The following is a 23,052-nucleotide window of genomic DNA, read 5'->3' as shown; positions in this document are numbered from 1 at the left end:
CTACTTCACTTAAAAACTAACATCTATACCTGTGTAAAAGTTAGCTGGCATAATGGGCGCATAAATCATCCCACCGTCAAAGTAGTTACCAAAAGGATTTTTAGCATCTATAATTGGGCGTTTTTGAGTATAGGAAGTTAAGTTTTCTGCTCCTAAATACAATCTAATATTACGATTAAAAAATCTTGATATTTGAGCATTCAGTAGAGCATAAGGCTTTGTAAACACTTTCGTTTGATATTCTTCTGGATTTTGGTAAGTATTAGGCAATCTTTGAGCGCCTATCCACTGCAAAGTTGCATCTAAATTCCAGTAAGCCTGTTTGCTGTTTTTCACAGTAGAATATGCCATATTGATGAAACCTCTATGCTTTGCGGTAAATGGCACATATCTTCTTCCCCCTAGATAATCCGCCCATACATCATAATACTTATAAGCTAGCCTAAAATCTAATCTGTTGGCTGGGCTAAAATCCAGCTGGGTTTGGAAAGCCAATGCCCTAGACTTGCCTTCTAAATTATAAAAAAGCATCTTTTGAGGAGAATAGTCTAAATCTACAATGACCTGACTTTGAAAATCGGTGCGAAAAACATCTGTTAGCCACAATGCTTTTCTCTTAAAAAGTTTAAACTCTTTCTGCAAACTTAGTCCATAGTTCCACGCAATTTCTGGAGAAAGTCCATAAATTTTACCGTTAGGATTTAGCACTTCTATTGTTCTATTAGAGGCGAAAAAGTTTTGGTTTTCCGCAAAAATATTAGCCGTTCTAAATCCTCTCCCCGCACTTAGTCTTACAATGGTTTTATCATCAATATCATACTTCAAATTCAATCTAGGAGAAAGTTGCGTTCCTGCCAAATTATGGAAATCAGACCTCAACCCAGCTACCAAAGTATAAGCTGCTCCTGTGAGTGTATATTCTGCAAATGTTCCTGCTACTCGTTCTGTTCTTATAAAATTTTGAACTAAATAATCTTCATCATAAGCATCATACAAAAAGCTCCCTCCCACTTTATATTTATGATTGGAATTTCCAATAATACTTTCAAAAATTAAATTGGAGTAGAAAGATTGTTGCTTTCCAAAATAAGTTCTCTCTCCGAAAAAGCTATCCTGCTGATGATAGGTAAACTGATTGATGAATCCCAAACTTTGATAAGGTTTTCCTTTAAAAACATAACCTGTTTTATTCCAAATTTGGAACCTAGAAATATCAACACCCACGCCATAAAGACTTTGTTGATGTTGTGTTTTCTTCCAATCATAACCAACCTGCCCTGCTTTTCTTTCATCTTTAACTACATTCAGACCTAAATGATTGCCCCAACCCGTATGGTCTAAATCAGTATAGTTCAACAGGTAAGTTACATTAAGTTGATGACCTTTAGGTTGGTCTAAAAATCCATCTTTATTTCTGTCCATTTCTGGAAAAGTTCCATTAGCGTGTACTAAAATAGACTGATTCCAATGTTCAGAGAGTAGTGAGGTATTAACGAGGTTAAACTCTGTACGCCCGTTTTCATCAGCAAAGAAATTAAGTTCTGTTTTTGGATTTTGGTTAAACTTGACTAACTCTGTGTTAATTTGTCCCGTAATACCTTCGTAGCCACTAACCACGGTACTTCCTCCTTTGGTAAGCTGTATGCCACCAATCCATCTACCAGGAATAAAATTAAGTCCATAAGCGGTTGCCAGTCCTCTTATTTCTGGTAAAAGTTCTTTGGTAAGAGTAGTGTATTTTTGCTCCAAGCCTAGCATTCTGAGTTGCTTTGTTCCTGTTACAGCATTGGTAAAAGCTACATCTACTGTTGCATTGGTCTCAAAACTTTCGGAGAGATTACAGCAAGCGGCTTTTAGTAGCTCTTTGGAAGAAATATTAAAAGTTAAGCCTACCTCTCTTTTATTTAGTGATGTGGCTTCTCCTACTTTGGTAACCACAACCTCATCTATTTGCTTCGATTTTTGATGATGGTCGTGGTGGTGGTCTTCTTTTTGAATGGAATCTTCCTCGGATTTTAGTGTGATATTAGAAAGTCGTCTAGTGTATAAACAGCATTGGGGCAGCTTCTTATAAGTATCCTCATCTGCTCTATACAACTCATTATCATATCCTACTTCTGCGATTTTTTTGAGAATTTTTTCTTTTGAAGTTTTTTGAGAATCATAAGTATAAGTAAGGATTTTCTTTTCTTTATCCCAAACAGCTTCCACTACATTTTCCTCATTAGCTGCTTTTTCTATGGTTGCCTTACACATACCACAGTTACCTAATACTATAGCAGTTTCTGTTTTAGGGTTTTGAATTTGTGCTTTTATATGGTTTGCAAACACCAATATTAGAACAATTAACATTGTTCCTTTTAATCTATTTTTCATTGATTTTAGGTTTAATTTATACGATACATTGCCATTTCATCATTTGACGAAACGATATTTAACTACTATTCTTAGGTTATCTCACCTAAAAAAATATCTATAAACTAACCTATCTTGGGTGGTTGCCAAATCTCTACTAAAGGTTTAGTAGGAATAAATCTGAAATAATATGTATTAGGCTTTTTATGAAATTTTAAATGGCATAATACACTCCATTGATTTATACTTAAAGAATAAACTAATTGATTAAATGAATAAACATTAGGACACTTACTACAATCCGAACCACAAGGGTTCTGGTGTTGGCTTTCTCCTTTAGAATGAGTAGAACAACATTCTTTAGTATGTTCTTTTCCACAGCAATTAGAAGTTTCTACTTGCCAGTGCAGGGTTTTTGCTACATTCGCATAAGAACCCTGTTTAGGAAAAATAAAAATACCCAAACACAGTAGCAAAAACAATATGCGGACTTTTTGACTCATTAGCAGGACAAATATAGTCATTATTTTTTAAGTAACTCTATGCCGTAATCTACTACATTTGCAAAATGATTTTACTAGAAATTAAACAAGCACTCAAAGATTTATCCGACGAGCAAAGAGCTACATTTAGTCTTAAATATTTTAAAGCTAATAAAGGAGAATATGCCGAGGGAGACCAGTTTATTGGTGTTACCGTACCAGACCAAAGACAAGTTGCAAAAGCGTTTTGGCAAACAGTTTCTTTAGAAGAAATTAAGCAACTCCTACAGTCAGAAATACACGAACACAGGCTAACAGCACTGCTTATGCTCGTCCTGAAATTTGAAAAAACACCTCCAAAACGAAAAGAGTTAGTAGATTTTTATTTATCAAATCTTGAAGGTGTTAATAATTGGGATTTGGTAGATACTTCCGCCTATAAACTTTTGGGTAGATATTGTTTTGATAACAATGCTGAATCTCTTTTGGATAGTCTAGCCAATTCTAAAAACCTATGGCAAAATAGAATTGCAGTAGTATCAATGCTTTACTACATACGGAAAGAACAATATACGCTTCCTCAAAAACTCATATTGAAACACCTTAATCATCCTCACGATTTAATGCACAAAGCTAATGGCTGGATGTTGAGAGAACTAGGCAAAAGAAATAAAGAAATATTATTAGAGTTTCTCAAACAGCACTATACCGCTATGCCTAGAACCACACTAAGATACGCCATAGAAAAACTAGATGAACCTCTAAGACAAGACTTTCTAAATGGAAAAATTTAATAGAATCTATTTTAAATAATTAGCTTATTGTGTTAAATGCACAAACAGAGGTATATATGATTGTAAAACTATCAAAATTTGGACTTTTAAACTCATAGCGTTATTGTAAAGGCTATGGATAATCATTAGTATAGAAAATATTCGGTATTATTTTACATGATGGCATTCTCCTTAATTATCTCTTCTAATACAAGCATCTTGTTCACGCCAAGAATAAGGTAGAAACAATTTTATCAGAAAAATCATATTTTAAAAATTTTAATTACATTTGTTATTTAGAATAATTAAAAAAAATAAAATTATGCCTAAGACACCGAAATGGATGGCAGATGCCTTTGAAGCACTTTTTAGTGGAAGTTATCATCCAGTACAAGTAACGTATACCGAAATGTTGACGAAAACCTTTAAAAAAGTACGATTTGAAGGAGATTTGTCTAAAATTAAAAAACATTTTTCCGCAGGAAATATCATTGAATTTCGGGTAAGCGATACCCAATTTCGGCATTATACACCTTCGTATTTTAATCAAGAAAAAGGGGTTTGCGAGGTGTTATTTTATGTTCACAACCAGGGAGTTGGTAGTAAGTGGGTGGAGCAATTGAAAGTTGGGGATAATTATAAACTGATTGGACCAGGAGGTAAAACCGCACTTCGTACCGATGTGGATTTTCATTTTATCTTTGGAGATGAAACTTCTTTGGGTTTAATGGAATGCCTTACTCGTGAAATACCAGAGAACTACTATTGTTTGGCTGAACTGGATGATAAAAATTTGAATATCGCTGATGAATTGGATTTTGAAATAGAAACTTGCAAAAAATCTACTATCAACAAGGCTCAATATGCTATTGAAAAAACGAAAGAATTTTTAAATAATTATCAAGGAAATAAAGAAAATATTGCTTTTTATTTGACTGGAAATGCAAAATCTATTGCCAACTTACGAAATACTTTAACCAAACTAGGGATTAACCAAAAAACACAAATACAAACTGAGCCATATTGGGTGGAAGGAAAACAAGGTTTGTAAATTTAGATATATTATTTAAATCGGTTGTGTATTTTAAAAAGGAAGTTATTTTGGCAAGTATCCGTGTTTTAAACCTATCGAGTGATTTAGCATAATTACATCGTATCATAATAGGTGTTTCCTCTTTGATAAGTTAAAAGTTGATTTTTCTGATATTTTTTGTAAAACTTGTAAAGCAAGTTGTAACTTGCACTTAGATTGTTTATTGTAATTTTTTTAAAACTTTAATTTAAATAATTATAATACACAACGGATTATGTATAATATTTATAAGAATTCGTTCGCATAATAAAAAGTGATTTTATTTAAATGAAAAAATATATATTGTGTTCTCTTATTATAGTTTCTGTTTTTTTTGTTACTTACAATTTTTATTGTATTATAACAGATTTTGAGAATATGAGTATTTTAAATTTGATAGGTAATGCAATTGTATCTATCTATATAGTTGTAAGCATAATCTATATATTGAAAAATAAGACGAACATTAAGTAGAGTATAATACAAAATCCTTATCACTTATTAAGGATGGATATGAGAGAAGTAACAGACCAGAAAGCATCTCATTACTAAGATGTTTTCTTATTTAAATATTATGATAAAAAACGAAGAAATATTATTAGAGTTCCTCAAACAGCACTACACCACTATGCCTAGAACTACTCTAAGATACGCTATAGAAAAACTAAACGAACCTCTAAGACAAGATTTTCTAAATGGAAAAATTTAATATGAAAACTATTAACTTCACTGCAGAAATTATCCAACACGGAACGGACAATGCTGGTTATGTGGTCTTCCCTTTTTCCACCGAAGAACTTTTTGGCAAAAAAGGGCAAGTAAAGGTAAAAGTGCTATTCGACAATAAAGTGCCATACCGAGGAAGCCTTGCTAAAATGGGTAAATCCTACCATTTTTTAATTTTAACTAAAGAAGTGAGGGCATCATTAAATAAAACCTTTGGAGATACTGTAGAGGTAAGCCTTGAGCAAGATTTGGAGGAACGAGTGGTGGTTGTACCCGAGGAAGTATTAACTATATTTAATGCTTATCCTGAAGTAGGGTTAGCTTATAACAAGCTATCGTACACCCGAAAAAAAGAACTAATGTTATGGATTACCTCTGCCAAAAAAGAAGAAACTAAAGAAAGAAGAAAGCAACAACTACCTTCCATTATTTTAGAGGAAACCAAAAATAAATAGTTATTACTGCCTACGCAATCTATTAAGTTCTTCCCATATATCAGGTTCATTCAGTTTTGGGAGCTCCTCAAAATCTTCGGGGTGTTCTGCTTTATAGGCTTGCCAAAGTTTATCATCTTTTTCGCTGTAATAATTAGGGTATTGCCATATAAATCGGCGTTTTTTTTCGCCTTGTTTTCTATACATAAACGCCAAAATAATGCCTACTACCGCTCCTACTAAATGAGACTGCCAAGAGATTTGGCTAGGTTGGTCTAGTTGAGAAAAGAATTCTTCAGGAAAAATTCCCCAAATTAGACTCCCGTAATACAACGCTACAAGGAGAGAGATGGTAAGCAATTTCATATTCCATCTAAAAATTCCACTAAAGAATAAGAAGAAAGCTAGCATATAGACAATACCACTCGCTCCTATAATACAGGTATAATACATTTCCCCTGTAAATAAGTCTACCTGAGATGTCAGCCAAACTAAAAAACCTGTAGACAACCAACCCAACAAGAAAATAACATTTGCTATTTTAGGGTAAAACTCGTATAACAAAAAAAGTAAAACTCCCAGAGGAACAGAGTTACTCCATATATGCTCTAATCCCGAATGTAGAAAAGGAGAAAACAAAACGCCTTTTAGCCCTTCTGGAGCCAAAGGAATTAGCGCCCCTTGACAATGCTCCACTAAACCTACGGATTGCAATAAGAATCCCAACCATACCGCCGATAGCACCAATAAAGGAACTTTTATAGAAAGAAAAGATTTGTTTTTAAACATAACCACCGTTCTCACAAATGTTTTGCCAAACCAAAAAAAGAGACTTTATTTTTCGTAAATAGAAAATCTGTCCTATTTTTGTACTAAAATTATAAATAAATTACTAATGCTAAAATATTTAGCCCTTTTTATTTTATCAATTTGTCACACTTTTCTGTTGGGGCAAATCAATTATAATAAAAAGCTAATAGACTCTATAAGTGGAACGCATTGGGAATCACAGATTATAGACATAGACAGTTTTAGTAAAGAGCGTCTAGTCGCTCTTAAATCCTACAAAATAGACACTTTAATTTCCCCATCTCCACCTAAAAATATCAAAGAAGATATCCCTGTAACACCCTATAAATTTCTAAGAATGGACACCCCACAGAAGTGGTATTTTTGGGGACAGAATACTTTAGTCTTTAACCAATCTAGCTTTTCTAATTGGAATTCTGGGGGAAATAACAGCATTGGAGTCATAGGAAATATAGACTACAATCTGAGTTATAAAAACAGAAACCACTACTGGGAAAACATTGTAAGGATGGGATATGGTATGGTTTCAACTCAAAACCAAGTTGCAAGAAAAACTGATGATTACCTCAATATTATGAGTAACTACGGCTATGAGATAGGCAGAAACTATTACCTCTCTATGGGGATTCAGTTTCTAACTCAATTTATGCCAGGGTACAACTACGCAATTACTCCAAAGCCTATATATGAAAATAGGATTTCAAAATTTATGGCTCCCGGATACATAAATGCGGGTATGGGTATTTCTTATAATCCTAATGAAAACTTTCAAGTGGTATTCCGTCCTGCAAATACAAAGCTTACCTTTGTTTTAGACGAAAAACTGCAAAGGGCAGGGCGATATGGTTTGGAAAGAGATGGGCAATCAGTAAGAACAGAGCTCGGTGCGATGCTTACTGCTTTGTATAGACTTAAAATTTATAAAGACATCAACCTAGTGAATCAAATAGGATTCTTTACCAATTATCTGAACCACCCAGAAAGAGTAGATATTAATTATACAGGTACGCTCAATCTCAAATTTAGCGAATTTATTACCTCCGTAGTAATGGTTAACCTACTATACGACCACGACCAAGTACAAAAATTACAAATGAAACAAACCTTAGGTATAGGACTTACCTATAATTTTGGAGCAGACGAAAAGAAAAAAGCGCCTCAAAAAAAGATTTTAAAGCCTTACGAATTTAGATAAAAAATACATTTTAACACATTTACCCCTAAATTTAATAGGGGTTATTTATTTTTTTAATTGATTTTTTGTAATTTAGCCCCATTAAAAATTACAAAATATGTCAACATTAAGATTTAAAGCTTTATCAGAGCTTCCATTTAGAGATTATAGAAAATCTAACTCTGTGGATGTGCCTACAAAACTATCAGATTTGTTTTGTCAGAATGTATTTTCCGTAGAAACAATGAGAAGATATCTAACCAAAGAGGCATTCAATTCTATTTTAGATGCCATGAAAATGGGAGCAAAAATAGAACATCATATTGCAGACCAAGTTGCAGTAGCTATGAAAGATTGGGCTATGAGCAAAGGTGTTACACATTACACTCACTGGTTTCAGCCACTTACAGGTGCTACAGCAGAAAAGCACGATAGCTTTTTCACTCCTATAGGAGATGGTAGAGCTATTGAGAGATTCAACGGAAGTATGCTTATTCAGCAAGAGCCTGATGCCTCTTCCTTCCCTAACGGAGGCATAAGAAATACTTTTGAAGCTAGAGGTTACACTGCTTGGGACCCGACTTCTCCGGCTTTTATTATGGGGACAACCTTATGTATTCCTTCTATTTTTATTTCTTATACAGGAGAAACTCTGGATTACAAAACACCTCTTCTAAAAGCTCTACACGCTATAGATATGGCAGCAACTGAGGTGTGTAAAGCTTATTTTGATAAAAATGTAAATAAAGTTACCGCCACTCTTGGTTGGGAACAAGAATATTTCTTAGTAGATACCGCTCTTTACCAATCTAGACCAGACCTTGTAATTACAGGAAAGACCCTTTTAGGACACTCGCCTGCTAAAGGTCAGCAGCTAGACGACCATTACTTTGGCTCTATCCCTACCAGAGTAATGAACTTTATGAAGGAGCTAGAAATAGAATGTATGAAACTAGGGATACCTGTCACTACAAGACACAACGAGGTAGCTCCTAACCAATTTGAACTCGCTCCGATGTTTGAAGAAGCCAATGTTGCTGTGGACCACAACTCACTTCTAATGGATGTTATGGCTAGAGTAGCACACAAACATCACTTCCATATCCTATTCCACGAAAAGCCTTTCGCTGGAGTTAATGGTAGCGGAAAACACAACAACTGGTCTCTAAGCACAGATACTGGAGAAAACCTTTTAAGCCCAGGTAAAAACCCTAAAAAGAATCTACAATTTTTAACATTCTTTGTAAATACCTTAAAAGCCGTTCATGACTATGCAGATTTACTTAGAGCAAGTATCGCTTCTGCAAGTAACGACCACCGTCTAGGAGCAAACGAAGCACCACCTGCCATTATTTCCGCTTTCATAGGAAGTCAGCTTTCAGGCGTTCTCAACGAACTTGAAAAAGTAACTTTCGGAAAATTATCCCCTGAAGAAAAAACAGATTTAAAACTGAATGTTGTAGGGAAAATCCCAATGATTTTATTGGACAACACCGATAGAAACAGAACCTCTCCGTTCGCTTTTACAGGAAATAAATTTGAGCTTCGTGCCGTAGGTTCTTCTGCAAACTGTGCCGAACCAATGACGGTAATGAATGTAATTATGGCTAAACAATTAGGCGTTTTCAAAAAAGAAGTAGATGCTCTGATTGAAAAAGGTCTTAAAAAAGATGAAGCTATATTTAATGTATTAAGAGAATATGTGAAGCAGTCTAAAAATATCATTTTTGAAGGTGATGGCTATTCTGAAGAATGGGAAAAGGAGGCAAAGAAAAGAGGTCTTAATAATTTAAAAACCACGCCTGAAGCACTTAAAAATGAACTAAACGATAAGTTTGTACAGCTTTACGAAGAACTCGGAATTTATTCAAAAAGAGAATTCCAAGCGAGAAACGAAATCAAGATAGAAAAATATTCTACCGTAATAGACATTGAGGCTAGAGTACTAGGAGATATTGCAAGAAATCATATTATCCCTGCCGCTCTTAACTATCAGAACAGACTGATAGAAAATGTTAAAGGACTAAAGGAAATATTCCCTGAAAAAGAGTATAAGATTCTCGCAAAAGAGCAACTAAACCTCATTTCTGAAATTTCTAAAAATGTATCCAAAATAAAACTAGGCGTAGATGAACTTCTTTCAGAAAAAGCTAAAGCTAAAGAGTTGCACGGTATGAAACAAGCGGAAGCTTATTGTTCAAAAGTAAAACCTTTGTTTGACGGCATTCGTGAAGCATCAGATGAGCTAGAAATGATGGTAGATGATGAGCTTTGGCCAATGACAAAATATAGAGAACTCCTCTTTACAAGATAGAGTAGGGTGTTAAAATATATTAACAAATCAATACCACAGAAAACCTAAAAATAGGAGTTTCTGTGGTTTTTTATTTAACAAACCTTGAAATAATGTTAAAAAATGTTAAAATATATAATCTCCTGTAACGCTCTAAAAAGAGGTTTCTCATAGATTACTTACCTTTGTAAGGTCTTTTTAAAGAAAAAGAATTCTTTATTTAATAGGGACTACTAAAATAAGTCAGAAATGAAAAACAAAAATTTAGTATATGTTTTATTAGCTTTAGTCACTTTTTCTTTACAGTCGTGCGTAAGTAACTATGTAGTTACAGCTACTCCCTCTAACGCTAATACAGAGTACAAATCTAATACCAAAGTACCTAAAATAAGCAAAGCAAGTTTAACTTCAGCAAAAAAATCTCTTTACCAAAATGAAGCCGAAGCTAACTATGTTGCAGCAAAAACAACTTTAGCAAGAGTAAGTAATTTAGAAACTAAAGCCGAGATAGAGAAGGCTATTAAGCACTCACAAACAATAGACGAAATTCTTAATCAAGCGAGTACTTATTTAGGAACTCCTTACCGTTACGGAGGCACTACTAGAAGTGGTATAGACTGTTCTGCATTTGTACTATCTGTATTTAATGAAGTTACTGGCATAAGCCTTCCTAGAGTAGCTGCCGCGCAGGCACAAGAGGGAGAAATGGTATTGAAACAAGAATTACAAAAGGGAGATTTAGTATTCTTTTCACACGGAAGACGCATTTCTCATGTAGGGATAGTACAAGAAATAACAGAAGATGGCGATATTAAATTTATACACGCTGCAACTTCTAAAGGCGTTATAGTTTCTTCTCTAAATGATAAATATTGGGGACCAAGATACAGATTTGCAAAACGAGTGATACAATAGAATAATAATTTTGAAATAAACACAAGAACGGCTTATTGATTTTTCGGTAAGCCGTCTTTATTTTAACGAAAAATATTTTATCTTCGCATAAAGTAACTACTTATGATAAAAATGAAAAATACTAATCCTGCTACCAAAATAGAAGACAAAGATATGTTGTTCCTACTACATTTATCTCAATTATTTAATCTTATTACAGGGTTTGGTGGACTCATAATCCCTCTCTTAATCTGGGCTTTCAAAAAAGATGAAATACTGGGAATAAATGAACAAGGCAAAGAGATTATTAACTTTCAAATCACTATGTTTATAGCCATTTTGGTATCTGTACCTTTATGCTTTATTCTGATAGGTTTTTTATTCATATCTATTATAGCACTAATAATGATTATAGTACCTATTATACAAGCTGTTAAATCTAAGGATAACCAACCTATAAGATATCCTTTAACTATTAGATTTATTTAAAAATCTCCTTCCAGCCAAGATTTAAAGTGTTTTACTCGCTCTCTACTTATCGTAATTTCTTGCTCTAACGGGTGATTGAGTTCCACTTTGTAATATGGGGAAGTATGGATATTTTTAATATGTTCTAAATTGATGATGAATTGTCTATTAACCCTGAAAAATTTCTTTAAATCTAACAGTTTTTCTAATTCATCTAAAGTAAATTCCGTAGGATAAGCTCTGCTCTCGGTTTGAGCATAAACGATTTTGTTTTCGCTGTAAAAACAACTAATATTTTCTATACTTAATACCTTTAAATTATATCCTACTTTAGCTACAACTCTTGTGAGTTTAGGTGTTTCCTTTTGGATAAGTTCTTTAAAATTTAGTTGTTCGTAGCCTTGTTCTTTTGGAAGGAAGGAATGAAACTTCTCTATCGCCTGTTCTAAATCCTCTTGTGAAAAAGGCTTTAGTAAATAATCAATAGAGTTAAGCTTAAACGCCTTTAAAGTATATTGGTCAAACGCCGTAGTATAAATAATGAAACTTTTGGTAGGCACTTGTTCAAAAATATCAAAAGACAGCCCATCACCTAACATAATATCCGAAAAAATAAGGTCAGGGTGCGGTTGGGTTTTAAAATAATCAACGCCTTCCTCTACCGAAGATAAAGTTGCTACCACCTCTATCTCTGGAAACTTCTCTAACATTCGTTTTAGCTTTCTTGCAGCAAGTTGTTCGTCTTCTATAATAATTGCTTTCATTTTTTTAATATTATATCAAAGGGATTTCTACACGAAAAACAGTTTCATTTTTAACAACATTCACTTCCTTATGTGTGAGTAAGGCGTAGCGTTGCTGAATGTTCTTTAATCCAACGCCTGTACTACCTGCAGGCATCTCTCTTGCTTGTGAATTATTTTCTACCATCAAATAAGACGAGGCGGTATAAACCTTAATATTCAACGGTTTTTGAATGGTAGCAAAGTTGTGTTTAATCACATTCTCCAACAATAATTGTAAGGACAATGGCACTACCAAATGATTTTCAAAGTTGGGATTTATATCAAAACTAAAATTAACACTGTCTTCAAAACGGGTTTTAAGAAGTTCGGCATAGGTTTTTGCAAAGCTGATTTCTTCGGCAACACTCACCGTTTTTTTGTCTCTTTGTTCCAAAACATAACGGTATATTTTAGACATATCTTCCGTAAATTTTTGAGCTTTCGGTGGGTTTTCCTCAATCAACGCTGTTAAGACATTTAAAGAATTAAACAGAAAATGCGGGTCTAACTGAGTCTTTAAACTTTGAAACTGTGCCTCTGAGGCTTTGGCTAATTGCTCCTGCACTTCTATTTTCTCTTGAGTGCTTTGCTGCAAGGCTTTCATAAAATAGTAAACATGATATAATGATGATATTAGCAATGCGAAATTTATCCAAAACCAATTGATAAAACCGTATTTTTTACTAAAAAAATCTTCTGTAGGAACTCCTCTTAACTGAACAAAAGAAATATAATTTAGCAAATAAGTTATTAGAGTATTAAGAATAACTGTTGCTATAAGTCCAATTATCAGACGAGGTTTAGTATGAGTATTCCAATTATACTTTTCATTAAGTTGTTCATTCATCAATCCATTACATAACCCATAGCCAAAAGTATAGACAAGCGATATTGCCCAGCTAATAAAAAAGTTACGAATTGTTTTTTCAGACGAGGTAATGAGAAAGAAGAAAAGAGCAGAAAGTACGCTTACAATAAACAAAGTGCGTATATTTTTAAAGGAAAAAGTTTTCATAAGCTAAATTTTGAAAAAGATGGTGAGGAAAGTTCTTCCTCACCAAAATATTTATATTTATTTCAAAGATAAGAAATACTGAGCCTCTTTCTTGCCCCAATGAGGCAATAGTTTTTGCTCGGCTTCTTGAGTTTCAAACTGTTTTAAGGCTTTTTCAAATAGTTTTAAACCAAGTTCCTTACTTCCACCGTGTTCTTTTGGCGTATAGTACACCGTTTCAGCTTTCAGCAAAGTAATTCTCGGATTATTAGGGCTAAGTTTTTTAGCCTTCGCTAAATTTTCGCCATAAGATTTGCCATCAGTCGCATAATATTTCTGTGGATTTATCATCATTCTCAATCCATTGATGCGAGCTTTAAGAATATAAATCTCTGCATTTTCAGGCGAAAGAGCCTCTGCCTTTTTCATCCATTCTTCAGCTTGGTTAGCTAAGGTTTCTAACTTGGTTTTATCGGTGTAATTACCTCTGAACCCTTCCATTACACTATTGTAACTCGCATAATAGTAAGGCAACCACTGATTAGGATTTTCTTCAGCTATTTTCACAAACGCTTTAGTTACGGGAGCCAACTCTTGGGCATTTTTGGATTGTTCCATCTGAACAATGCTCTTTTGTAGTTGAGATTGATAATCGGTTTGTGCGTGTGCAAAATCTGTGCTAACTACTACGGCTAAAACAGCGACCCATTTCTTTGTGTTTAGAACTTTGTTTTTCATAATAAGATATTTTTTTGTTAAACTTTCTGATGCAAATATAAAACGGACCTTTGCCCTAAATAAAAATATCTTACTGAATGGTAGTTTTATATGAGTGAACTGTAAAACTCATCCATCTATACTTTCAAAAGCACTTTCTATGTGAGTAATTTCAAAGGCATTTTGTGGCGTCTTAATAATCGAAACAATGTCGAATCTCACTTCTAAATTTTTGGGATAGCTTTGTAGAAATTCGTTAGTAGCAGAAATAATGAGTTTTATTTTCCGTTTGTTTACTGCTTCGTGAGGCTCTACTAAAGCATTGTGCTGCCTTGCTTTAACTTCTAGCACCACTAGAGTATTATCTTTTTCGGCAATAATATCTAGCTCTGCTTTAAGGTATCTAAAGTTCCTGGCTATGATATTATAGCCCTTTTGCTCCAAGAAAAATACGGCTTGATTTTCGGCTTCTTTTCCAAAATCATTATGCTCTGCCATTTTTTATAGATAAAAAAGTTCTGCTTTTTCAGAGGTAATTTCAAGGCGAACCGAAGCCCCCAAAATAAGCGGCAAATTATGATAGATATGCCCATTAGGAAACTGATACATCACAGGGATTTTATATTTCTCCAATCTTTGTTTTACAATTTCATAAGCAAAGCTATCAAAACTGTCTTCATAGTTTGGATTATCGGTTTCGGAGCCCATATTCGTCATACCACCTATGATGAGCCCTTTTATTTTTCTAAATGCTCCTGCAAGTTCTAGCCCCATCAGCATTCTATCAAGAGCGTAAAAGTTCTCGCCTATATCTTCTATAAAAAGGATTTTATCTTTAAAATTAAAGGAATATGGACTTCCCAACAAGGCATAAATCAAGGCTAAATTTCCGCCTATTAGAGTGCCTTCCGCTACACCTTCTTTATTAAATGCGTGTGGTATAATTTCATATTTAGGAAGTGTTCCCTCAAGAATATCAAAAATAAACTCATAACTTTCCTCCGAGACCCCAAACGAAGCGGTTTTAAGTGTTTGCCCGTGTATGCTAGCAAATCCGTTTTTTAGAAGATAACTTTGGATTACAGTATTGTCTGAATAACCTATATACCATTTAGGATTCTCCCTGAAGGCAGATAATTTAATCTTTTTAATGAGATGCTGACAACCATAACCTCCTCTAGTTGCCCATACTGCCGAAAGCTCCGAGCTAGAAAATGCCCAATTGATGTCCGATAAACGCTCTTTCTCTGTCCCAGAATAATTGTATCCATTCTTAAAAATCCCCAAGCAATGCGGACTCAAAATAGGTTCATATCCTTTAGACTGTATTCGTTCTATACCTGTCTGTATTTGTGAAGCCTCTACAGCACCTGCGGGAGAAATAATGCCTATTTTAGCTCCTTTTTTTAGTTTTTTGGGAAATGTTATCATACACAATTATTTTCTGATTTTTAGAGAATCCCTCACATAGCCGCTTCTTTCTAACTCTTGGTCAAACTTATTAAATTTTTTGAAGCTCTGCATAAATATAAATACACTAATGATAACCAATATCCCTCCGACAGCACTTCGTATTTTATTAGCCAGGTTTTGAGTCAATTTATGATGAAATTGTTTTGCCAAAAGGATTTTAATTAAATCTATTCCAATGTAGGTGGCTATCATAATTCCAATGTATAAAGTAAATTTATACGGATTAGGATATTGGTTTCGCACTGATATTACAGTAACCAACCAAAATAAAACCACACCTATATTAAGAATATTCAGTAAAAAGCCATTTAAAAAAGTTTTAAAATAGTTTTGACTAATGATTTTCTGACCTCCCTCTATCCTCATTTTAGTTTTGGAGACTATCATAAAAATCCCATAAATGAAGATAATAAAAGCCGTAATTCTATAAAAGCTAGGATATTCGTCTATAATCTCTACTAAATCATCACTCGCAAAGTAGGCCACCAAGATACAAACCAAATCTGCAGTTATAACACCTATATCTAAGGTTAATGCATGCCTTGCTCCACGCGAAAAGCTAGTTTCTATAAGCAGAAAAAAGATAGGTCCTATAAAAACCAAACTCAACATTAGCCCCAAGCCAATAGCAGAAAATATAAGTTCTAGCATTTAGTTTTTTTCAATATTACAAAATCTCTAGCAAATGACCTTACAGTTTTATTACGACTACATTCCTAAATTTTTTCTCACTCTAGTCAAAGTTTCCGCTGCTACTTTTCTTGTTTTTTCTGCTCCTTCTTTCAGCTTGGCTTCTAGCTCATCAAGGTGAGTCATATAGTAATTAAATAACTCTCTCTCCTTTGAGTAAGTTTCTAAAATTAAATTAAGAAGTTCTGTTTTAGCGTGCCCGTAGCCAAAATTTCCTGCTAAATATTTCTGTCTTAACTGTTCTGTTTGTTCTGGTGTAGCTATTAGTTCGTATAAAGCGAATACTTTATCCGTTTCAGGGTCTTTAGGCTCTTCTAAAGTTTTAGAATCCGTTTCTATAGACATCACCTGTTTTTTAAGCTGTTTCTCTGGTAAAAATATATTGATGATATTTCCTCTAGATTTAGACATTTTGTTACCATCAGTTCCAGGCACATACTTAGTATTTTCTTGCAGTTCTTCTTGTGGTAATACAAAAGTTTCTCCCATTTGATTGTTAAACCTCGCACCCATATCTCTTGCCATTTCTAAGTGCTGTAGCTGGTCTTTCCCTACAGGAACTATCTCCGCATCGTACAATAGTATATCTGCTGCCATTAGAACGGGATAAGTAAAAAGTCCAGCATTTACGTCTGCCAAACGGTCCGCTTTATCTTTAAATGAATGAGCTAAAGTAAGCCTTTGATAAGGGAAAAAGCAAGACAAATACCACGACAATTCACACACCTCAGGTATATCACTTTGTCTATAGAAATAAGTTTTTTCCGTGTCAAGACCAAAAGCCAGCCAAGCAGCCGCTATTTCGTAAGTATTTTGTTTTAGTACTTCTGCATCTTTTATTTGGGTTAAAGAATGCATATTGGCAATAAATAAAAACGATTCGTTTTCAGGGTTTTTAGATAACTCTATTGCTGGGATTATCGCTCCTAACAAATTTCCTAAATGAGGCGTCCCCGTAGCTTGAATTCCCGTAAGTATTCTTGACATAGTATTTCTAATTTTAAAAATTAAATATCCCTTCCTTCATCAGGAAAGGATTTACAAAAGTAATGATTTTTTACCACTCCTTATGGCTCTGCATTCTCTAAAGATAACGCTCTACCTCCGCTAAAGATTTAATATTGATAACGCCTTGCTCCTCAAAACCTTCGTTGAAGACATCAAAAAATAAAACTTTCAAACCAAAATCTCTAGCACCCAAAGCGTCTGCAATCCAATCATCTCCTATAAAATAAGACTCCTCCACCGTTGCTTTCGCTTTATCTAAAGCGAGTTGAAAAATCTCAGGATGAGGTTTTCTTAGTCCTATTTCGTCTGCGCTTGTTACCGTATCAAAGTAATGAGCAATGCCACTTCCATCTAACTTTCTATGAGTAACCTCCTGAAAACCATTAGACAGAATATGAAGAGTATAGCCTTTGTTTTTTAAATAATCTAAAATAAAAATGCTATCCTCTACCAGCTCGTTGTATTCTATAATCTCGTCTAGAAAAAGATTTTCAAAGGTTTGAGATAGTTCAAAATCATCTAATCCAAAATGAAGAAACACATCATAAAAACGATGTTTTCTTAAAGTTTCTTTATCTATAATTCCGTCTCTAATTTTAGCCCAAAGCTCTTCGTTAATGGTATGATACACCTCATGAAAGGTTTCAAAATCTACTCCGATTTTATCCTCAATCAAATATTTATTAAAAAGTTTTTGGAGCGTGAGTCTCGCATTTTTACGATGATCCCAAAGTGTGTTGTCTAAATCAAAAAAAATGTGCCTTATCTTCATAAGGCACAAAATTAGTTAATTTTTTGGAAGTACATAAACTCTCTTCTTGGAAGAAAGCACCGATAAGGATTTAGAAAAATCTAATAAAAATTTTATCGTAGAAGTTTTTGGTAATTTTACCTTTACTACACTAGGATAAACTTTTTTCATAGGCACATATATTTTACCATAGAACGAAAAGCTCAGACCTTTAGTGTTTATCTTGTTAAAATTATTTGATTTTCTTCCATTATTTTTCTAAGGTTCATCACAGCGTACCTTACTCTGCCTAAAGTGGTATTGATGCTACAATCCGTATGCTCTGCAATTTCCTTAAAACTAAGTCCATCAAAAAAACGGAGTTTTACCACTTCCTTTTGGTTATCTGGTAAGAGTTGTATCATTTTCATAAGGTCTTCATTTATCTGAAGAGAAATTAAATAATCCTCTATATTTTCCGTAGGTTCGCTAATATGGTCAAAAATAGAAAATTCCTCATCTGAATATGAGGTTTCTGAAACTTTTTTATGCTTAGATAACAATCGGTAATGGTCTATAATTAGATTGTGAGCAATACGCTTTGCCCAAAGTACAAATTTGCCCTCATCTTTATACTCTCCTTTTTTCAACTTGATGATAATTTTCATAAAGGTATCTTGGAAAATATCATTTGCTAAACTTTCATCTAGCACCTTGTAAAAAATAAAGTTAAAAAGGTCAGATTGATTTCTTTCTATAAGCCTTTCTAGGGCTAGTTCATTGCCATTTTGATACTCTTGTATGAGCAGACTATCCGTAATTATTTCCATAACTTTACCTTTAATTTAAACCAAAGTAAAACCATTCCTTACTTGGAAGACCGTTGATTATTACTAATTGTTAAACGATTAAAAAATGTAAAGTTATCCCTATAAATGTCTATTTTGAGAGGACAAATGTATATAAAAAATATGATATTTAAGATTTTTTAACAAAGAAAGCGGAAATTATAATAAAATCCCACCGAAAATGATAGGATTTTACCCATTATCTTTCTATAAAATTATTATATTTTCTCACTCTAGCTTCGTACCTTTCGTCTGCTTGTTTCTTACTTTTTTGGTCAAAACTATCATACAATTGAGGGTGAGCTCTATTATAAAATGACGCTCTTGTTAACTCTAAAAGTTTTTTATAATTTTTTATTTCACTAGTGTTTTCCTTCATTAAGTTTAAATCCTCTATACCTTTGTTAGATTTCTGAACAGCAACAAGTTCTATCTTAACATCTCCTGTACCGTCCTCTGCAAACAATACCAAACCAGGAAGTCCCATCAATTTAAAAGGTCCCTCAGAAATGGGAATTTCTTCTGTGTACCAAACAGCATAGGCTCTCCCAGAAAGTTCCGTAATAGCTTTATGACATATAAATGTTCCTATAGTTTTAGTTTCTTCTACTAACTTCCATCTAGGAACTGTTGTAGAATATTTAAACCAATCAGATGTTACCTTTAAATATTGGTCTATGCGTTGAGCCTCCAAATTAGCTACAATATACTCTCGTTGTTGTCCTCCTCTCTTCTTACTCCCCATTAACAGCGTGAGGTCTCCTAGACTTTCTACTTTCGTAATGTTATCTAAGGAGTCATTATAAACCTTCAATGGAGATATGTACACTGAGTGTTTAGCATTTTTTATATATAAACTCATATCGTAAGGCTTTGTATGTTCCATACTTATCGCAGAATCCACTCTATGCCATACTCTATAATCTACTCTATATTGTCCAAAACAAAGATTCCCCACAGAGCACAATATAATATATATCAGTATTCTCATAGTAAAAGTTTTTAATTAAACTTTCCAAAAATCTCTATCTAAACTTCTATACTGTATAGCTTCCGCAATGTGATGACTTTGTATATTGGTTTCTCTTTCTAAATCTGCTATGGTTCTAGATACTTTTAAAATACGGTCATAAGCCCTTGCAGAAAGATTGAGCTTTTCCATAGCATTTTTGATTAAAAGTAGAGATACCTCATCTAATTCGCAAAAATGCTCTATTTCTTTAGGTCCCATCTGAGCATTGTAACTAATAGCCAAATCTTGATAGCGTTCTTGCTGTATTTCCCTTGCTTTTAGCACCCTTTGTCTGATAATCTCACTAGACTCTCCTTTTCTTTTGTCGGATAGTTGGTCAAATTCCACTTTTTGAACTTCTATATGAATGTCTATCCTGTCCAAAAGAGGTCCTGAAAGTTTATTAAGATAGCGTTGCATCTCAAAAGAAGAAGAGGTATTATTAGGGTCATCAGGGAAAAATCCGCTAGGGCTAGGATTCATAGATGCCACGAGCATAAAACTAGCAGGATAGTTTACCGTAAACTTGGCTCTAGAAATAGTAACTTCTCTATCCTCCAAAGGTTGCCTCATAACTTCTAGAACAGTTCTTTTAAACTCTGGCATCTCATCTAAAAATAACACCCCATTGTGAGCCAAAGAAATTTCCCCAGGTTGAGGATAACTGCCGCCACCTACTAATGCTACATCGGAAATAGTATGATGCGGCGACCTAAAAGGTCTGATGGTCATAAGGGAAGTTTCAGCTCCCATCTTTCCTGCTACGGAATGTATTTTAGTGGTTTCTAACGCTTCTTTCAATGTTAAAGGAGGAAGAATACTTGGAATTCGTTTTGCTAGCATTGTTTTACCACTTCCTGGCGGACCAATGAGAATAATATTATGTCCTCCTGCCGCCGCAACTTCCATCGCTCTTTTAGCGGTCTCTTGACCTTTAACTTCTGAAAAGTCAAATGGAAAAAGATTTACTCTTTTGTGAAATTCCTCTCGTGTATTGACTTTAGTTGGTTCTAAAGGGCAGTTTTCATTAAAAAAATCTATTACCTCTTTGATGTTTTCTACACCATAAACTTCCAAATCGTTTACAATAGCAGCCTCTCTTGTGTTTTGTTTTGGTAAAATAATTCCTTTAAAACCTTCTTCCCTAGCTCTTATTGCAATGGGTAACACTCCTTTAATTGGTTGTAAACCTCCATCTAACGAAAGCTCTCCCATAATAAGATACCGCTCTATCTCTGGAGCTATAATCTGACCCGATGCAGCTAAAATCCCCAACGCAATGCTTAAATCATAGGCTGAACCTTCTTTTCTGAGATCAGCAGGAGCCATATTTATGGTAATTTTCTTCCCAGGCAATTTATAGCCTACATTTTTAAGTGCAGCGGAAATTCTATGACTACTTTCTTTAATAGCATTGTCTGGCAATCCTACCAAATGGTAACCGACACCTTGATCTACATTAACTTCTATTGTGATAGTTTGTGCTGAAACACCATGTATTGCACTACCGTAAACTTTTACCAACATCTATACAGATTTTGGATTAAATTTAAATGTTTTTCTTTAAATATTACATAAAATCTTCTCCGCTTTTGATGTTTTTTAAATCTAAAACAAAATCTTTTATTTTTTGGTCATTTTCTCTAGGACAAATAAGGAGTGCTTTTTCTGTATCTACCACTATATAATCTTGTAGCCCATCTATAATTGCCAATTTATTACTTTCTTTTAACCTTATCACATTGCCTTTAGAGTTATAAGTTAAAATATATTTGGAATTGATAGAATTTTGCTCGTCGTTTTTTTCTGCATTGTCGTAGACAGAGTTCCAAGTTCCTAAATCGCTCCAACCAAGGTCAGCTGGAATCACATAGACATTATCTGCCTTCTCCATAATCCCGTTATCAATAGATATTTTCTCTGCCTTTGGATATATTTTTTCTATACAATTAGGCTCAGTTTCATTAGCGTCATAATCACATTCGTCAAAAAGATGCTTCATCTCAGGCAGATGCTTGGAGAATGCTTTTATAATACTTTTAGCGGACCAAATAAATATCCCCGCATTCCAAAGGAAATCTCCTGCCTCCAAGAATGTTTTAGCAATTTCTAAATTAGGTTTTTCGGTAAAGGTTTTTACTTTTAGTAATGGCATACCTTTCTCTTCCACAAACTGAATATAGCCGTACCCTGTATCTGGACGCGTAGGCGTGATTCCCAATGTGATTAAATAATCATTTTCCGCAGCAATATTTAACCCCAATAGAGCTTTGTCTAAAAACCTATCTTCCTTTAAAATAAGGTGGTCTGCAGGTGTAACTATTATTTGAGCATCTGGATTTTGCTCTGAAATAATATTAGCCATATAGATGTTACAGGCAGCAGTGTTTTTCATCATAGGCTCTCCTATAATGTTCTGGAAAGGTAACTCTGGTAATTGCTCCGATGTCAAACTAACATACTCTTTATTAGTAATAACAAAAATGTTTTCGGTAGAAACAAGCTTAGACACTCGGTCATAAGTTTGTTGTATCATAGTTCTACCCACACCTAGTATATCTTGAAATTGCTTAGGATAGCTTTGGGTACTTAGAGGCCAAAAACGACTCCCAATCCCCCCTGCCATAATGACACAATAGTGATTTTTATTATATTCCATTTCTCTTATTTAATCAATTAAAATCTCTGCAAAAGGACTGAACAAATATTGCCTCCCTGTATCCAGATGAGTACAAAGATAACGCTTTTTCTTTTTTTTCAATCATTCTAAATTTGGCGTTTCTGAAAGTAAAAATCTGCCCTTCGTCTAAATTTTCTATAAATAAAGCTCCATCTCTGTTTTCTTTTTTAAAATACATTTCTAAATCCCGACTCGCATTAAAACTTGCCTTAGGATTTTTAGAGAATTTTAATAATATTTTTTGAAAATCAACATCATAAATTTCCAAGCTTTCTAATATTAGCTCCCTAAAAGTTTGCTTCCATTCTTTGCCGTGAGGAGCTATCTTTTTATATTTCTCAAATGCTATAAGATGTGCTATTTCGTGAGTTAATACAAAAAAGAACAAAGGTTTCTCAAGTCCTCCGTTAATTGTAATCTGATGACCTTTATTTTTTAATTTCTTATAATCCCCCAACTTAGACACTCTATCTTTAGTTATTTTAATAAATACAGAATAACCATTACACCATTTTTCCACATAACTAAAAGCTCCCAATGGAAGAAAATCTACCAGCCTCTCTTTTGACATTCTATAATCTTTCCTATATACAAAAATAAAAATCCCACCTGTTAAAAGTGGGATTTATGATTA

At 33.9% G+C, this 23,052-nt stretch carries 25 protein-coding genes; 8 read left to right on the top strand and 17 right to left on the bottom strand.

Features of this window, described 5'->3' with window-relative positions:
• Positions 1-9 precede the first annotated feature (9 nt).
• A complete protein-coding gene (locus tag RA0C_RS07440; RefSeq protein WP_013447044.1) occupies positions 10-2,376 on the bottom strand; it encodes a TonB-dependent receptor domain-containing protein in 2,367 nt (788 codons plus the stop codon).
• A 104-nt stretch (positions 2,377-2,480) separates the two neighbouring features.
• On the bottom strand, positions 2,481-2,879 hold the full coding sequence (locus tag RA0C_RS07435) for a hypothetical protein (RefSeq protein ID WP_013447043.1): 399 nt from the start codon (positions 2,877-2,879) through the stop codon (positions 2,481-2,483).
• A 44-nt stretch (positions 2,880-2,923) separates the two neighbouring features.
• On the opposite strand from RA0C_RS07435, the gene RA0C_RS07430 reads away from it, so the two are divergent.
• The 4 genes from RA0C_RS07430 (at position 2,924) to RA0C_RS07415 (ending at position 5,863) form a co-directional block, all read left to right on the top strand.
• Complete coding sequence (locus RA0C_RS07430; RefSeq protein WP_004916248.1) at positions 2,924-3,631, top strand: DNA alkylation repair protein; 708 nt, start codon at positions 2,924-2,926, stop codon at positions 3,629-3,631.
• Between the two features lie 301 nt (positions 3,632-3,932).
• The gene (locus tag RA0C_RS07425; RefSeq protein WP_004916246.1) at positions 3,933-4,661 is read left to right on the top strand and encodes a siderophore-interacting protein; all 729 of its coding nucleotides are present in this window, start codon (positions 3,933-3,935) and stop codon (positions 4,659-4,661) included.
• Positions 4,662-5,256: 595 nt separating this feature from the next.
• A complete protein-coding gene (locus RA0C_RS07420) occupies positions 5,257-5,391 on the top strand; it encodes a DNA alkylation repair protein (protein WP_014411320.1) in 135 nt (44 codons plus the stop codon).
• Positions 5,378-5,863 carry a YdeI/OmpD-associated family protein gene (locus RA0C_RS07415; RefSeq protein ID WP_014411319.1) on the top strand — a complete coding sequence of 162 codons (486 nt, stop codon included), beginning with the start codon at positions 5,378-5,380 and terminating at the stop codon, positions 5,861-5,863. The genes RA0C_RS07420 and RA0C_RS07415 overlap by 14 nt, the downstream gene beginning before the upstream one ends.
• Before the next feature lie 3 nt (positions 5,864-5,866).
• Here RA0C_RS07415 and RA0C_RS07410 read toward each other — a convergent pair whose 3' ends face one another.
• Complete coding sequence (locus RA0C_RS07410; RefSeq protein WP_014937638.1) at positions 5,867-6,631, bottom strand: rhomboid family intramembrane serine protease; 765 nt, start codon at positions 6,629-6,631, stop codon at positions 5,867-5,869.
• A gap of 106 nt (positions 6,632-6,737) precedes the next feature.
• Here RA0C_RS07410 and RA0C_RS07405 point away from each other — a divergent pair, with 106 nt between their 5' ends.
• From RA0C_RS07405 to RA0C_RS07390, 4 genes are all read left to right on the top strand, one after another.
• Positions 6,738-7,847, top strand: coding sequence for a DUF3078 domain-containing protein (locus tag RA0C_RS07405; protein WP_013447039.1), 1,110 nt, complete (start codon positions 6,738-6,740; stop codon positions 7,845-7,847).
• Between the two features lie 97 nt (positions 7,848-7,944).
• The gene (locus tag RA0C_RS07400) at positions 7,945-10,140 is read left to right on the top strand and encodes a glutamine synthetase III family protein (RefSeq protein ID WP_004916237.1); all 2,196 of its coding nucleotides are present in this window, start codon (positions 7,945-7,947) and stop codon (positions 10,138-10,140) included.
• A gap of 228 nt (positions 10,141-10,368) precedes the next feature.
• Positions 10,369-11,034, top strand: coding sequence for a C40 family peptidase (locus RA0C_RS07395; RefSeq protein WP_004916235.1), 666 nt, complete (start codon positions 10,369-10,371; stop codon positions 11,032-11,034).
• Positions 11,035-11,145: 111 nt separating this feature from the next.
• Entirely contained in the window at positions 11,146-11,502 is a 357-nt protein-coding gene (locus tag RA0C_RS07390) for a DUF4870 domain-containing protein (RefSeq protein WP_228481897.1), read from the top strand.
• On the opposite strand, the gene RA0C_RS07385 is transcribed toward RA0C_RS07390, so the two are convergent.
• The 14 genes from RA0C_RS07385 to RA0C_RS07325 form a co-directional block, all read right to left on the bottom strand.
• On the bottom strand, positions 11,499-12,245 hold the full coding sequence (locus RA0C_RS07385; protein WP_004916233.1) for a LytR/AlgR family response regulator transcription factor: 747 nt from the start codon (positions 12,243-12,245) through the stop codon (positions 11,499-11,501). The genes RA0C_RS07390 and RA0C_RS07385 overlap by 4 nt on opposite strands.
• Before the next feature lie 10 nt (positions 12,246-12,255).
• Positions 12,256-13,281, bottom strand: coding sequence for a sensor histidine kinase (locus tag RA0C_RS07380; protein ID WP_004916232.1), 1,026 nt, complete (start codon positions 13,279-13,281; stop codon positions 12,256-12,258).
• A gap of 57 nt (positions 13,282-13,338) precedes the next feature.
• Positions 13,339-13,998: a hypothetical protein gene (locus tag RA0C_RS07375; protein WP_004916231.1), complete on the bottom strand. Its 660-nt coding sequence runs from the start codon at positions 13,996-13,998 to the stop codon at positions 13,339-13,341.
• Positions 13,999-14,106: 108 nt separating this feature from the next.
• The gene (locus tag RA0C_RS07370; RefSeq protein WP_004916229.1) at positions 14,107-14,475 is read right to left on the bottom strand and encodes a YraN family protein; all 369 of its coding nucleotides are present in this window, start codon (positions 14,473-14,475) and stop codon (positions 14,107-14,109) included.
• A gap of 3 nt (positions 14,476-14,478) precedes the next feature.
• Positions 14,479-15,408: a S66 peptidase family protein gene (locus RA0C_RS07365; RefSeq protein WP_004916227.1), complete on the bottom strand. Its 930-nt coding sequence runs from the start codon at positions 15,406-15,408 to the stop codon at positions 14,479-14,481.
• A 6-nt stretch (positions 15,409-15,414) separates the two neighbouring features.
• The gene (locus RA0C_RS07360; protein WP_004916226.1) at positions 15,415-16,101 is read right to left on the bottom strand and encodes a LysE family translocator; all 687 of its coding nucleotides are present in this window, start codon (positions 16,099-16,101) and stop codon (positions 15,415-15,417) included.
• Positions 16,102-16,158: 57 nt separating this feature from the next.
• Entirely contained in the window at positions 16,159-17,127 is a 969-nt protein-coding gene (gene trpS / locus RA0C_RS07355; RefSeq protein ID WP_004916223.1) for a tryptophan--tRNA ligase, read from the bottom strand.
• 97 nt (positions 17,128-17,224) lie between these two features.
• Complete coding sequence (locus tag RA0C_RS07350; protein ID WP_004916222.1) at positions 17,225-17,920, bottom strand: HAD family hydrolase; 696 nt, start codon at positions 17,918-17,920, stop codon at positions 17,225-17,227.
• 15 nt (positions 17,921-17,935) lie between these two features.
• Positions 17,936-18,070: a hypothetical protein gene (locus RA0C_RS10625; protein WP_004916221.1), complete on the bottom strand. Its 135-nt coding sequence runs from the start codon at positions 18,068-18,070 to the stop codon at positions 17,936-17,938.
• 47 nt (positions 18,071-18,117) lie between these two features.
• On the bottom strand, positions 18,118-18,708 hold the full coding sequence (locus RA0C_RS07345; RefSeq protein WP_004916220.1) for an RNA polymerase sigma factor: 591 nt from the start codon (positions 18,706-18,708) through the stop codon (positions 18,118-18,120).
• Positions 18,709-18,925: 217 nt separating this feature from the next.
• On the bottom strand, positions 18,926-19,717 hold the full coding sequence (locus RA0C_RS07340; RefSeq protein ID WP_004916219.1) for a GLPGLI family protein: 792 nt from the start codon (positions 19,715-19,717) through the stop codon (positions 18,926-18,928).
• 15 nt (positions 19,718-19,732) lie between these two features.
• Positions 19,733-21,265 (bottom strand): YifB family Mg chelatase-like AAA ATPase, encoded by a 1,533-nt coding sequence (locus RA0C_RS07335; RefSeq protein WP_004916218.1) that lies wholly within the window; start codon positions 21,263-21,265, stop codon positions 19,733-19,735.
• 43 nt (positions 21,266-21,308) lie between these two features.
• A complete protein-coding gene (locus tag RA0C_RS07330; RefSeq protein ID WP_013447038.1) occupies positions 21,309-22,397 on the bottom strand; it encodes a mannose-1-phosphate guanylyltransferase in 1,089 nt (362 codons plus the stop codon).
• Between the two features lie 13 nt (positions 22,398-22,410).
• Entirely contained in the window at positions 22,411-22,989 is a 579-nt protein-coding gene (locus RA0C_RS07325) for a SprT-like domain-containing protein (protein ID WP_004916216.1), read from the bottom strand.
• Positions 22,990-23,052: the final 63 nt, after the last annotated feature.

The organism is Riemerella anatipestifer ATCC 11845 = DSM 15868 (assembly GCF_000252855.1).
In the GTDB taxonomy this organism is placed as follows: Bacteria; Bacteroidota; Bacteroidia; order Flavobacteriales; family Weeksellaceae; genus Riemerella; species Riemerella anatipestifera.
Note: the sequence above shows the minus strand (reverse complement) of the source record. Positions and strands in the feature narration are given on the sequence as shown.

Coding starts and splice junctions, on each gene's coding strand:
- RA0C_RS07440 (WP_013447044.1), bottom strand. CDS start 2,376: ATGAAAAATAGATTAAAAGGAACAATGTTAATTGTTCTAATATTGGTG.
- RA0C_RS07435 (WP_013447043.1), bottom strand. CDS start 2,879: ATGACTATATTTGTCCTGCTAATGAGTCAAAAAGTCCGCATATTGTTT.
- RA0C_RS07430 (WP_004916248.1), top strand. CDS start 2,924: ATGATTTTACTAGAAATTAAACAAGCACTCAAAGATTTATCCGACGAG.
- RA0C_RS07425 (WP_004916246.1), top strand. CDS start 3,933: ATGCCTAAGACACCGAAATGGATGGCAGATGCCTTTGAAGCACTTTTT.
- RA0C_RS07420 (WP_014411320.1), top strand. CDS start 5,257: ATGATAAAAAACGAAGAAATATTATTAGAGTTCCTCAAACAGCACTAC.
- RA0C_RS07415 (WP_014411319.1), top strand. CDS start 5,378: ATGGAAAAATTTAATATGAAAACTATTAACTTCACTGCAGAAATTATC.
- RA0C_RS07410 (WP_014937638.1), bottom strand. CDS start 6,631: ATGTTTAAAAACAAATCTTTTCTTTCTATAAAAGTTCCTTTATTGGTG.
- RA0C_RS07405 (WP_013447039.1), top strand. CDS start 6,738: ATGCTAAAATATTTAGCCCTTTTTATTTTATCAATTTGTCACACTTTT.
- RA0C_RS07400 (WP_004916237.1), top strand. CDS start 7,945: ATGTCAACATTAAGATTTAAAGCTTTATCAGAGCTTCCATTTAGAGAT.
- RA0C_RS07395 (WP_004916235.1), top strand. CDS start 10,369: ATGAAAAACAAAAATTTAGTATATGTTTTATTAGCTTTAGTCACTTTT.
- RA0C_RS07390 (WP_228481897.1), top strand. CDS start 11,146: ATGAAAAATACTAATCCTGCTACCAAAATAGAAGACAAAGATATGTTG.
- RA0C_RS07385 (WP_004916233.1), bottom strand. CDS start 12,245: ATGAAAGCAATTATTATAGAAGACGAACAACTTGCTGCAAGAAAGCTA.
- RA0C_RS07380 (WP_004916232.1), bottom strand. CDS start 13,281: ATGAAAACTTTTTCCTTTAAAAATATACGCACTTTGTTTATTGTAAGC.
- RA0C_RS07375 (WP_004916231.1), bottom strand. CDS start 13,998: ATGAAAAACAAAGTTCTAAACACAAAGAAATGGGTCGCTGTTTTAGCC.
- RA0C_RS07370 (WP_004916229.1), bottom strand. CDS start 14,475: ATGGCAGAGCATAATGATTTTGGAAAAGAAGCCGAAAATCAAGCCGTA.
- RA0C_RS07365 (WP_004916227.1), bottom strand. CDS start 15,408: ATGATAACATTTCCCAAAAAACTAAAAAAAGGAGCTAAAATAGGCATT.
- RA0C_RS07360 (WP_004916226.1), bottom strand. CDS start 16,101: ATGCTAGAACTTATATTTTCTGCTATTGGCTTGGGGCTAATGTTGAGT.
- trpS (WP_004916223.1), bottom strand. CDS start 17,127: ATGTCAAGAATACTTACGGGAATTCAAGCTACGGGGACGCCTCATTTA.
- RA0C_RS07350 (WP_004916222.1), bottom strand. CDS start 17,920: ATGAAGATAAGGCACATTTTTTTTGATTTAGACAACACACTTTGGGAT.
- RA0C_RS10625 (WP_004916221.1), bottom strand. CDS start 18,070: ATGAAAAAAGTTTATCCTAGTGTAGTAAAGGTAAAATTACCAAAAACT.
- RA0C_RS07345 (WP_004916220.1), bottom strand. CDS start 18,708: ATGGAAATAATTACGGATAGTCTGCTCATACAAGAGTATCAAAATGGC.
- RA0C_RS07340 (WP_004916219.1), bottom strand. CDS start 19,717: ATGAGAATACTGATATATATTATATTGTGCTCTGTGGGGAATCTTTGT.
- RA0C_RS07335 (WP_004916218.1), bottom strand. CDS start 21,265: ATGTTGGTAAAAGTTTACGGTAGTGCAATACATGGTGTTTCAGCACAA.
- RA0C_RS07330 (WP_013447038.1), bottom strand. CDS start 22,397: ATGGAATATAATAAAAATCACTATTGTGTCATTATGGCAGGGGGGATT.
- RA0C_RS07325 (WP_004916216.1), bottom strand. CDS start 22,989: ATGTCAAAAGAGAGGCTGGTAGATTTTCTTCCATTGGGAGCTTTTAGT.